Raw genomic sequence first — 11,590 nt, forward strand, 5'->3', positions numbered from 1 at the left:
CATTTGTCAACGCAGGCATCAATAACCTGCGTCGCAGCAATGATAAGTGGCATTTGTACAGTGGTGAACAATCATGGCAGGCCGATCATGTTGTCGTGTGTGCAGGAATGGGCTCGCGCGATCTGCTGGCGACACTGAACCGGTCGGTACCACTGGAAAGCCAGCGCGGCTACCACCTGCAGGCGCCGCATCCGGGTGTCACGTTATCGCGCATTGTGGTGCTGGCCGATCGCAAGATCTTCATGAATCCGATGCAGGGCCAATTGCGCATCGCCGGTACAGTTGAATTCGGCGGCACCGGCAAGCCGATGAACGAACAGCGCGCGCTACTGCTCAAGGACCACGCGCAAGCCGGTCTGGACAACCTGGATACCAGCGGCTTTACCACCTGGCTGGGCCATCGGCCCTGCCTGCCCGATTCTTTGCCGGTCATCGGCCCTGTCGCAGATTTGCCGGGTCTGTGGACTGGGTTCGGGCATGGCCATCTTGGGCTGACCGGCTCCATAAATACCGGCAGGCTGCTGGCGCGCGCCATGGCTGGCCAGACGAGCGCCCATGAACTGACGCCGTTTGCGCTAAGCCGCTTTCGCTAAGCCGTTTTCAGCAAGCAATTGTCGTCGTTTGCCGAGCAATCGTGTTTATCACCCGTACCAGTGCATGCACAGCCGCTTTTACCCGCAACCGCGTGCACCTATGGGCGTGTGGGCCGATGGGTGTGTAGGCTTATAGGACTCTGACCCTACGGGATATGGACGTATCGGCATACCGGCGTATAACGATCTGCCCCCTCCGCAGCCGAAAATCTGCCACAGTTGCGTTGATGCGACGTCATGCCACGGCACATCGCGTGGCAGGCATATCAGATTACAGAGGCGTGCGGCGGGCCAACAGATCGAAGTAGGACCCTTCGATGAGTTGCGAACTGCGGATTCCCAATTGTTGCATCAATGATTCGGCTTGCTGCATGCCACGGGCTGTCGACTCTCCGGCTTCAAGCACAACCTCAAGCTCCATGAACTGGCCCAGCCCTTGCACGTGATCAAGATGAACGCGCGTCCTGCCTACCATGTACAGCGTACGTCGCTTGATGACCCGACCGATAACGCCATAGGCCAGTGATAATACTTCTCTGAGTGATTCAGGCGTCGCTGTTTCAGACAACATATAGAATGATTCTTTCGGCCCCGCCGCATCCGGGCGCCGATAAAAAATAAGCTGTCCTGTCCCATCTACGAATTCCCTGAGTTTTAGCCGACCCTCATCGCACTTGAAAAACGTATCATCCTGGAAAATTTCGCAAGGTGCTTCGGTTGCAATCGTGGCCGCCAGCTGCGCCAGGTCGCTGATACTCGCGATACGCGCCTTGATTTCGATATTTCTCGCCATTTTGCCATCTCGTACATGCATGTTTGCTGCAGCAGTACGACCATATTGCCGTACTGGCGCATCGGTGGGCCATTATAGCCGCACCCATCCTAGTTCGAGCTGGCGCCCGGCTGATCACCGTCGCGCAAACTGACCGTTAAAACCCGCATAGCCACAATCACCTTTATTGCCAGTCACCTATATTGGCAATCGCCCCTATTGATTCGTCTTGATATTTTCCGCCTTGATCAGATCAGCCCATTTTTTGGTGTCCTGATCAATCAGTGAGGAAAATTGTGCCGGTTCCAGATCATCCGTGTCCAGGCCGGAGGTTTTCACGTATTGCATGACCGCGGGTGTTTTCATGACCGCACGGTAAGCCAGGTTCAGTTCCTTTATTTTCTCGTCAGGCGTGCCGGCCGGTGCAAAAACACCATACCAGTTGGTCGCATGAACATTTTTGATGCCCAGTTCGTCAAAAGTAGGAACCTGCGGCAACGCTGCAGATCGCTTGTCCGACGCCACGCCGATCGGCACCAGGCTACCCTGCTTGATGTGCTGCACCAGGCCCGACACATCGCCAAAGAAGCCATCAACCTGTCCGCCTATGGTCGCGGTAATCGCCGGCGCTGCGCCACCAAAGGGCACAATCAGCGTATTGGCCTGGGTGGCAATGCGAAACTGGGCAATCGCCATATGAGGCATGCTGCCCACCCCGGACGTGGACAGCGAGATACCGTCGGGATTGGTCCTGGCCTTTTCAAGCAACTCTTTCACACTTGTAATACCGCTTTTTTTGGACACGACCAGCACTTCGGGTGTGGAAACAAGCAGTGCTACCGGTTGCAGATCCTTTGCCGGATCATAGATCAGCTTTTTGTAGAGCGCCGGATTGACAGCAATCGCACCGGTGGAGCTTAGAAACCGCGTATTGCCATCGGGTTTTGCACGAGTGCCCGTACTGGCGGCAATGGCGCCATTGCCGCCCGGTTTATTTTCCACCACCACTGCTTTCTTAAGCTGACTCTCGAGCTCCTTTCCCGTGACCCGGGCCAGCGTATCGCCGGGACCGCCGGCAGGAAAGGCCACCACGACACTGACTGGAGATGCAGCCGGGACATTCTGGCTGACAGCAAGGCCCAGAACAGCAGCAAATGGCATCACGTATTTAATATATTTTTTTCCGAATCCGGACATGTCTTCCTCCTTATGCCGTCAGGTACCCGCAATCCCTTGCGTATTGACGAACAGTGAATAAATGGACGTACAAGACGCCATGAACAGGCGATTTCTATGCAAACCGCCAAAACAAAGATTGGCGCACCGCTCGGGCAATGCAATGCGCCCCAGCAGTTCGCCTTGCGGGCTAAATACCCTGACTCCATCAAGGTCGGCTGTGCCCATTCCCCAGCCACACCACAAATTGCCATGGATATCCACCCGAAAGCCGTCCGGCGTCCCCTCACCGGCATCGAAAAGCACGCGCTGCCCTAGCAAACTGGTCCCGTCAGCATTCAGGTCAAAGACCAGCAGGTTACGGGGTTGGGCACGTGATTCGACCACGTACAATTGTGATTCATCCGGAGAAAATGCCAGACCGTTAGGGCCATTGACAGCATCGGTCACCAGGGTCACTTGTCCATTAACAGGGTCAATGCGATAGACAGCTGCGGGCAGTTGCTGTTCTGCCTGTTCTCCCTGATAGTAGCCAACGATGCCAAACGGCGGATCGGTAAACCAGACCGAACCGTCTGACTTGATCACCACGTCATTGGGTGAATTCAGTCTCTTACCCTGATAGCTGTCCGCCAGCACAGTAATGCGGCCATCCGGCTCCGTGCGCGTCACCCGGCGCGACAGGTGCTCGCACGTGATCAGGCGCCCCTGCCGGTCGCGGGTATTGCCATTGGCATAATTTGACGGGCTGCGAAACACCTGGCTCTGGCCGGTGCCGGCATCCCATCGCATGATGCGGTTGTTCGGTACATCACTCCATAGCAAACAGTTCCAGTCGCCAAACCACGCCGGCCCTTCGGCCCAGCGACTGCCACCTGCGAGCCGTTCGAGGGCAGCCAGAGGCAGCGTCAGCGCATGAAAGCGGGGATCCAAGGCAATCACTGCGGGATCCGGATAGCGGACGGGGGTCTCAGTCGCAGCGTGCACTCATGCCTCCGTCCACAACAATTTCGGTGCCCGTGATAAAGCGCGCTTCATCGGAAGCCAGAAAAAGCGCGGCATTGGCCGTATCAATGCCATCGCCCATGAATGGCAGCGGAATACGCGCCTGGCGCTGCGCAAGCAGCGTGCTTACATCGCCGCCTGCGCGTTGTCCTGCCAGACGCGTTTCTACCATTGGTGTGTGCATCTGGCCCGGAACCACGGTATTGCACCGTATATTGCGCTTGGCATATTCCACCGCCACGACGCGGGACAATTGGATAATGCCGGCCTTGGCGCTGGCATACCCAACCTGCGCCGAACCGGTCCAGCGGATGCCCGATGTGGACGAGATATTGACAATGGCCCCTGCACCCTGTTGTTCCATAATGGGCAACACATACTTGCAGCCCAGAAATACACTTTTCAGATTGAAATCAAGCTGGCTGTCCCATGTCTGCTCATCCAGGGCAACCGGGCCACCCTTTTTCGACCCCCCTACATTGTTGACAAGAATATCGACACGTCCAAAGGCCTCCTGGCAGGCACGCACCATCTGATCAACAGCATCCGCCGAGGTGACATCTGCGGTCCAGGTACGGATTGTGCCGTTTACTTCATTGACCTTGGCTACGGTTTCATTTAACGCATCGGGGTTCATGTCCACGGCAAAAACATGCGCACCCTCGCTGGCAAACCGCCAGGCAATCGCCCGACCGTTACCCCAACCCGGCCCGACGCTGCCGGCACCGGTCACAATCGCTACTTTGTTTTCCAGGCGTCTCATCGCTCGCTGTCCCCTGTAATTGTCTAATCACAGCCATGATGCGCGAGGCCCTGCGAATCATCAAGACCCGCCTTGCGACTTCTGATATCGAAAAAACGTATATCATTGCCACATGGATCTCAAACAGCTTCAGTATTTCATTGTGATTGCCGAACAGCGCAGCTTTTCCCGCGCTGCGGACATGCTCGATCTGTCGCAACCGTCACTAAGCCGGCAGATCCAGTTGCTGGAGGCCGAGCTTGGACAGCATTTGCTGGTTCGGACGGGCCGCGGCGTGGAACTGACTGAAGCCGGTACCCGCCTGCTGGGGCATGCCCGAACCCTGCACCATCTGGCCACGCAGGCAAAGCAGGATCTGATTAATTTTCGTTCTTCTGCCCCGGGCCGGGTGCGACTGGGCATTCCGCCGCGCGTTGCGCGACGGCTGGCGCCCAATATCATGCAGCAGTTCCGCGCGCAATTTCCCGCCTCATCCATTACGCTGGCGGAAGGCCTGAGCGCCCAGTTACGTGACTGGCTGCTCAAGGACAAGGTTGACCTGGCCCTGCTATACGAACCCGCGCCGTCTTCACTGATGCAGGTGGAGTCGCTGTACCGGGAAGAGCTGGTACTGGCCCACGCACATGCGGGCGGATCGACCCTGCCGGCATCGATTGCCGTCGCCGATCTGGATAAATATCCGCTGGTGTTGCCCAGCGCACCCAATACCATTCGTGCGCTGGTTGAACACACGTGCAGAGAGTGCAATGTGCAATTGAATGTCGTGGCTGAAGTGGACGTCGTGCAGACGATTGTTGAAACCCTGAGTTATTCGCATGAGCCGGTGTTTACGATCATCCCGCGTTCTGCTCTGGGCGATATTCCCGGCCCCACGCGCTTAAGTTGCGCGCCTATTGTGGAGCCTGCCATTCGCAATAATCTTACCCTGGCCATCGCGACCGCCGGCGCGCAATCGCAGCTGGTGCTTGCGGTTGCGCAAATTATTCGTGGCATTGACATGAACAGCCATATGGGCTGAACCACCGCGGGGAGGGGGCAAACACAAGTCGTGTAAGTGGTGTATGTTGTATAAGGCCTATTAGCCCGATAAGCTCATAAACCGTATCACCCATCCAGGCCATATAAGCTGACCGCCACACACCCACCCCGCCACCGCGTCTGATGGCAAACGTGCTATCCGCGCATGGTCACAAACTCTTCGGCCGCCGTCGGATGAATGCCAATGGTCGCGTCAAAGTCTGCCTTGGTTGCGCCCATTCGAATGGCAACAGCAAACCCCTGCACAATTTCGCCTGCGTCGTCGCCCGCCATATGCAAACCTACCACCCGGTCGGATTTTTTATCGACAATCAGTTTCATCATCATTCTGGCGGTGCTGCCGCTGAGCGTATGCTTTAAGGGGCGAAAATCCGAACGATAGATGGTGACTTCGCCATACATCTCGCGCGCTTCGTGCTCACTGTAGCCTACCGTGCCCACGTTTGGATGGGTGAAAATTGCGGTTGGAATAAATTCATAACTCATGCGACGCGCACCCTTGCCGAACAAATGATCCACCAGCACCATGGCTTCGCCCAGTGCAACCGGCGTGAGCTGAATCCGGTCGGTCACATCGCCCAGGGCATAAATGGAAGGGGCCGATGTACGATAGTTTTCGTCAATCTGAATGGCGCCATTGTGATTGACCTGTACGCCGGCAGACTCAAGATTGAGTTTTTGCACATTGGGCGCGCGTCCTGTCGCATACAGCACCTGATCGGCCTGCAGCGCCGTGCCGTCATTCAATTTCACTGAAAGAGCATCACCCGCTTTGTCGATCCCGTCCACTTTGGTTTCAAAGTGAAAATGCACGCCGGCTTTTTCCATTTCCTTTGCGGTGAACGCACAGATTTCTTCATCAAAGCCGCGCAGAATGCGATCGCGACGAATCACGATGTGCACTTCGGCGCCCAGGCCATTGAAGATCGACGCAAACTCACATGCGATATAGCCGGCGCCGACCACGACCAGTCGTTTGGGAAACTGCGGGACATCGAAAATGTCATTTGAAGTAATCACATGTTCGCGCCCGGGGAACTCTGGCACGACGGGCCAGCCGCCGGTCGCAATCAAAATGTGCTTTGCAGTGTAGGTCTTGCCGTCGTCCATGCGAACGGTATTGGGCCCGGCCAATTCGGCCCAGCCGGTCAGCAGCGTTACGCCGGCGTTGGTGATCAGCGAGTGATAAATGCCGTTCAGGCGGGAGATCTCCGTGGCCCGGTTGGTTTTCAGGACCGACCAGTCCAGCGCGGCCTCGCCAACCTGCCAGCCAAACCCACGCGCCTCTTCAAAAGCCTCATGGTAATGCGCAGCATAACTGTAGAGTTTCTTGGGAATGCAGCCGACATTGACACATGTTCCGCCCAGATCGGATCCTTCTGCCACCGCCACCCGGGCGCCGGCCTGTGCTGCCATGCGCGAGGCGCGTACCCCGCCGCTGCCGCCGCCGATTACAAAAAAATCATAGTCGAAACTTTCCATGCTGACTCCAAGTTCAAAATGCGCAATATTGTCGGGCCGCCATGCCAACTGCCACCGAAAGCCGGACAAGGCTCCTGCGGCGGCACTGCGACTGCCAAGCAGGAATGCCACCGGCAGCCACATCGCTTTGGCCCCGCCTGATTGTAACCTCACCGCCACGGCAAGAGATGCAAAACCCTGCCCGCGAGTGCGTTGCCGGCCAGCCCCGGCCGTATAATTATCACTTACGGAGATTTATATTCATGTCATTGCCTCATACAAACACGTTCTCGTCTTCCCTGACTGCGGCGCCACCGGTCTGGCCCGTGCTCGGTGTCCTGGGTGGCATGGGGCCGCTTGCCGGCGCCACGTTTGCCGCCAGGCTTGTGCAACTGACTCCTGTGACGGCAGACCAGGCCCATATCCCGGTGCTGTTGCGCAATGATCCGCGGATTCCCGACCGCAGCGCGGCCCAGCTGGCCGGCGGACCAAGCCCGCTGCCGGCCATGCGTGAAGGGATGCAGGACTTGCAGCGCTGGGGCGCGCAATACATTGCCATCCCGTGCAACACGGCGCATTTGTGGTTTGAGCAGTTGCGCGACAGCGTACAGGTGCCGGTTCTGCACATTGTCGAATCGGTAATTCAGGACTTGCAACGCAATGGCATCTTTGAAGGTCCGGTGGGCATCATGGGCACCCCGGCGACGATGCAATTGGGGCTGTACCAGGACGCCCTGCGCGCGGCCGGATATGAGCCCTTCACCGGCAACGACAATAGCATTCGTGATTGGTCCGTGCAGGCTATCGCTGCAGTCAAATCCAACCAGAACGAGCAGGCCTTTGCACCCGCGGCGGCCGCCGTCAATCGACTTGCCCAAATGGGGGCACGGGCCGTCATTCTGGGTTGTACGGAATTGCCGCTGGCCATCCCGCCCTCGCGTCGGGACGCGTTTCCCGCCGTGATATCGGATTCGATTGATGCCCTGGCGCGTGCCGTGCTAGAGACCTTTTCACATCAGACCTTTTCGCATCATGCGCACGCGAGCGACGGTGCCGATCTTTCCGCAGCAGCGGCCGCAAAACCGGAGTAGCCATGCCTGTAGCACCACACACTGTTATTGATCATCTTGTCGTGACCGCAAGCGACCTGGAGGCAGGCGCGGCCTATGTACGCGACTGCCTGGGCGTGGCCCCGCTGCCGGGCGGCGAACATGCAAAAATGGGCACCCACAATCGCCTGCTGCGCTGTGGCATGAACTGCTATCTGGAAGTGATCGCCATCAATCCGGCTGCGCCGGCGCCCGCGCAGCCACGCTGGTTCGGGCTGGATGTTTTAGGGGCGGAGAGCGCCGCCTCGCTGTCAGCCTGGGTAGTGCGTACTACAAATATTCATACCCATTCGGCGGCCAGCACCCAGCCTTTGGGCCCGGTCACCGCCATGCAACGCGCAGACCTGAACTGGCTGATTACCATTGCCGAAAGCGGTATATCGCCCCTGGACGGGATAGCCCCGGCGCTGATCGAATGGCAGACCGCCGAGCTACCGGTCTTGTCCATGCCGGATCAGGGCTTGTCGCTGGAAGCGCTGCATATCTATCATCCCGAACCAAAGGCGATGCAGGCATTGCTTGCCAGCCTGCAACTGGACGCCCCGGTGTCGGTATTTCCGGCGGCGCCGGACAGCAAACCGGCCTTGCGGGCGATCATCCGGACACCTTCGGGTATCCGCGCGCTGGGCTGATCAGACCTGGCGCCCGGCGGGCGTGGATACTAGCGCAACGCAACCGACATGGTGGAAAACACATTTAATGTGCGGATCACATGCTCGATACTGTCTGCCCTGAATGACAGGGTGACCCCATCCAAACGGTCTGTTCCGGGCAACACACAAAACGTATCGGCCAATGCAGGAGAATTGGTTTGCAACCTGCATTCATACGGCGCGCCGATCACAAACGGAGTCAGCGCTTGCGCCGTGCCGGCCTGAACCGCCGTGCACATGCCCTCGCGTATGCGCGCGCAGGCTGCCTGCGGCGTCAGCGTAGCGGCGCTGGCATGGCCCATGGCCTGCTTGGTTTCCACCCATACGGCACCGTCGAAAAAGCCTTTATTTTCTTCGATGAAATACTGGTCGCCGCTACCGAAGATCACCGGCACGCCGGCCTGGCCGGCCAGCGCGCCATACAGGCCCGGTTCGCCCAGTTCCATGCCGTTGACCATCACCCGGGCAAAGGCAAAACTGTTGATGGTATGGGCCAGCACGCCGCGGCCCTGTGCCCTTGAGTGATGCCCGACCAGGGCGACAGCACTGACTCCGAATTCCAGACCGGTCATCATGCTGTAGATCCGTGGCTTGCCGCTGATCAATGTGGCACGTTCATCGATGTCAGACGCAATCATATTGCGAAAGCCACCATGCGAATCGTTCACATAAACGGCGGTGGCGCCGCCATCGAACGCACCGGCAACAGCTGCGTTGGCTTCGGCGGCCATCCATTGCCGTGCCCGTTCGTACTCCACGTTGCCGGCTCGCACCTGCTGCGCATCTACCACACCGGCAACGCCTTCAATGTCTGTTGATATCAGTACTTTCATTGATCACACCTTGTTATTCTTTGCCAATCATTATTTCAATTGTAATATTAATATTCTTTAGGACTGCCTTTACATGGCAGTGACGAAAGCGCTCAGTCATGCAGCCAGTCGGTGACCGGCCATCGCGTATTGCCATCACGCCCGGTCACTGCAGCGGCGCGCCACAGCGAATTGACAATGGCCTGCTCTGTCGCCTCGGCGGCCGCATCAAACAACGACTCCAGCTGCTCGTCATGCAATGGCGCCACCGGTATCTGCGCAGCCTGCACCTGCTGGCCGATGCGCATACGCGTTGAAAATGCAACGGCAATATCACCGCTACCATGGCCAAAGTTCGATCCTGTGCGCGCCAGGCCCGCTGCAGCGCGCATGCTCAACCGCCGCAGTTGCCGGGCGTCCAGCGGTGCGTCAGTTGCCAACACCATGATGATGGAACCCTTGTCGGGCGCATTTTCCGCGATCTCCGATACCACTTGCGATGCCGTATGCCGACGGGCCATGCGTCTTTTGATGTCCTGACCCAGCAGGCTGCCATTGACCCGTAAATTGCGCAGTTTGCCAAAATTGGACAGCACTAGCGCGCCCACCACATAGTCGGGCGCACTGCCTGCCAGTTCCCGTTCCTGCTTGGCGATCCGCGATGCCGAGCCAATGCCGCCTTTCAAGCCAAAGCAGCTCATCCCGCGCCCGGCGCCTACCGCGCCCTGCTCCGGCTGCGTAGTCGCATTGGCGCAGGCGGCAAAGTAGTCCGCTTCGGTCACGGCCATGGCCTGAATATCGTTCAGATACCCGTCGTTGCACTCGAGCACCAGCGGGTTGACGGTCGGCCAGTCGCGACCGATCTGCGCATTGGCCGCAATCGCCTGTCTGATTTGCGCCTGCGCCACCATCGGTACGGAAAAAGTATTGGTCAGCGCCAGAGGCGTTTCTATGGCCCCCAGCTCCTGCAACTGCACTAGCCCCATGCTTTTGCCGAAACCGTTGAGCACCGACACACCGGCCGCCACCTTGTTCAGGAACAGGTCGTCCGAATGCGGATAGACAACCGTGACACCGGTCTGGATCGCACCACGCGCCAGCGTGGCATGACCCACCTTGACGCCGAATACATCAGTAATACAGTTATGCGGGCCGGCAGGCAGGATGCCCACCGGCGGCGCAGACCACGCCACCGCTTCAGTTGAAGAATCAGTCATATACGCTCATCTGTGTGTGCCACCTATTGATAACACGACGGGATTATTGCCGGTCAATCTTCGGATCCAGTGCATCCCGCAGCCCATCGCCCAGCAGGTTGAACGCCAGCACGGTCAGGAAGATGGCCAGTGACGGGAAAATCGCCACATGCGGGGCCAGCACCATGTCGGAGCGTGCCTCGTTGAGCATCGCGCCCCATTCGGGCGTAGGCGGCTGCGCGCCCAGGCCGATAAACGACAGCGAAGCCGCCGTAATGATCGAGGTACCGATACGCATGGTGCCGTAGACGAGAATGGGTGAAATCGTGCCAGGAAGAATGTGTTTGAAAATAATGGTGAAATCAGAAGCGCCAATACTGCGCACGGCTTCGATGTACGTCATGTTTTTCAGGGACAGAGTATTGCCGCGCACCAGCCGAGCAAATGCCGGAATGCTGAATACCGCCACAGCGATCACCACGTTCACCATACTGGGGCCCAGCACCGCGATCACGCCGATGGCCAGCAAAATACCGGGAAACGCCAGCAACACATCTGAAATGCGCATCACAATGCGTTCCCACCAGCCTTCATAATACCCGGCCAACAGGCCCAGCACCGTGCCCACAACGGCACCCAGCGCAACCGAGATGAAACCGGCCGCCAGGGAAATGCGCGTACCCATGACGATACGGCTGAAAATATCCCGACCCAGCGAATCCACACCCAGCCAGTGCAGCACTGACGGCGGCTGGTTGATGCGGTCGTAATCGAAATAATTCTCCGGATCGAAGGGGACGATCCAGGGCGCCAGAATGGCGATAAATACAAGTGCAAGAATAAAAAGCGCCGCGACGACAGCCAGATGCTGCTTGCGGAACTTGCGGATAAACTCCGTCATCGGGGTGCGGATGCGTTCCCGTTTTGGCGGCAGCGATTCTATCGGAGAAGAAGTTACTTGCGTCATGTCTGTCCCGTTATTTGTAACGGATGGTCGGATTGATCACGCCGT

At 58.1% G+C, this 11,590-nt stretch carries 12 protein-coding genes; 4 read left to right on the forward strand and 8 right to left on the reverse strand.

The window, feature by feature from the left end; genetic code table 11:
* The coding region (locus tag ACTIKR_RS11135; protein ID WP_442327868.1) for an NAD(P)/FAD-dependent oxidoreductase at positions 1-593 on the forward strand (593 nt) is incomplete at its 5' end.
* A gap of 271 nt (positions 594-864) precedes the next feature.
* On the opposite strand, the gene ACTIKR_RS11140 is transcribed toward ACTIKR_RS11135, so the two are convergent.
* The 4 genes from ACTIKR_RS11140 to ACTIKR_RS11155 all read right to left on the reverse strand — a co-directional run bounded on the left by ACTIKR_RS11140 (position 865) and on the right by ACTIKR_RS11155 (position 4,309).
* Positions 865-1,386 (reverse strand): class IV adenylate cyclase, encoded by a 522-nt coding sequence (locus tag ACTIKR_RS11140; RefSeq protein WP_442327869.1) that lies wholly within the window; start codon positions 1,384-1,386, stop codon positions 865-867.
* A 195-nt stretch (positions 1,387-1,581) separates the two neighbouring features.
* Positions 1,582-2,562, reverse strand: coding sequence for a Bug family tripartite tricarboxylate transporter substrate binding protein (locus ACTIKR_RS11145; RefSeq protein ID WP_442327870.1), 981 nt, complete (start codon positions 2,560-2,562; stop codon positions 1,582-1,584).
* An 18-nt stretch (positions 2,563-2,580) separates the two neighbouring features.
* Complete coding sequence (locus ACTIKR_RS11150) at positions 2,581-3,528, reverse strand: SMP-30/gluconolactonase/LRE family protein (RefSeq protein ID WP_193088432.1); 948 nt, start codon at positions 3,526-3,528, stop codon at positions 2,581-2,583.
* The gene (locus ACTIKR_RS11155) at positions 3,512-4,309 is read right to left on the reverse strand and encodes an SDR family NAD(P)-dependent oxidoreductase (protein ID WP_193088433.1); all 798 of its coding nucleotides are present in this window, start codon (positions 4,307-4,309) and stop codon (positions 3,512-3,514) included. The genes ACTIKR_RS11150 and ACTIKR_RS11155 overlap by 17 nt, the downstream gene beginning before the upstream one ends.
* A gap of 112 nt (positions 4,310-4,421) precedes the next feature.
* Between ACTIKR_RS11155 and ACTIKR_RS11160 the strand changes: the two genes are divergently transcribed.
* Positions 4,422-5,327, forward strand: coding sequence for a LysR family transcriptional regulator (locus tag ACTIKR_RS11160; RefSeq protein ID WP_193088434.1), 906 nt, complete (start codon positions 4,422-4,424; stop codon positions 5,325-5,327).
* Positions 5,328-5,482: 155 nt separating this feature from the next.
* On the opposite strand, the gene gorA is transcribed toward ACTIKR_RS11160, so the two are convergent.
* A complete protein-coding gene (gene gorA / locus ACTIKR_RS11165) occupies positions 5,483-6,829 on the reverse strand; it encodes a glutathione-disulfide reductase (protein ID WP_442327871.1) in 1,347 nt (448 codons plus the stop codon).
* 242 nt (positions 6,830-7,071) lie between these two features.
* Between gorA and ACTIKR_RS11170 the strand changes: the two genes are divergently transcribed.
* Both ACTIKR_RS11170 and ACTIKR_RS11175 read left to right on the forward strand, forming a co-directional pair.
* The gene (locus tag ACTIKR_RS11170) at positions 7,072-7,899 is read left to right on the forward strand and encodes an aspartate/glutamate racemase family protein (protein WP_442327872.1); all 828 of its coding nucleotides are present in this window, start codon (positions 7,072-7,074) and stop codon (positions 7,897-7,899) included.
* A gap of 2 nt (positions 7,900-7,901) precedes the next feature.
* Positions 7,902-8,549, forward strand: a complete 648-nt coding sequence (locus ACTIKR_RS11175) for a VOC family protein (RefSeq protein ID WP_442327873.1) — start codon at positions 7,902-7,904, stop codon at positions 8,547-8,549.
* 29 nt (positions 8,550-8,578) lie between these two features.
* On the opposite strand, the gene ACTIKR_RS11180 is transcribed toward ACTIKR_RS11175, so the two are convergent.
* From ACTIKR_RS11180 to gsiD, 3 genes are all read right to left on the reverse strand, one after another.
* Positions 8,579-9,403: a M55 family metallopeptidase gene (locus ACTIKR_RS11180; protein WP_442327874.1), complete on the reverse strand. Its 825-nt coding sequence runs from the start codon at positions 9,401-9,403 to the stop codon at positions 8,579-8,581.
* A gap of 92 nt (positions 9,404-9,495) precedes the next feature.
* Complete coding sequence (locus ACTIKR_RS11185) at positions 9,496-10,599, reverse strand: DmpA family aminopeptidase (RefSeq protein ID WP_193088438.1); 1,104 nt, start codon at positions 10,597-10,599, stop codon at positions 9,496-9,498.
* A 43-nt stretch (positions 10,600-10,642) separates the two neighbouring features.
* Positions 10,643-11,545, reverse strand: coding sequence for a glutathione ABC transporter permease GsiD (gene gsiD / locus ACTIKR_RS11190; RefSeq protein WP_193088439.1), 903 nt, complete (start codon positions 11,543-11,545; stop codon positions 10,643-10,645).
* Positions 11,546-11,590 lie beyond the last annotated feature (45 nt).

This window comes from Advenella sp. (assembly GCF_052108595.1).
Classification (GTDB): Bacteria; Pseudomonadota; Gammaproteobacteria; order Burkholderiales; family Burkholderiaceae_B; genus Advenella.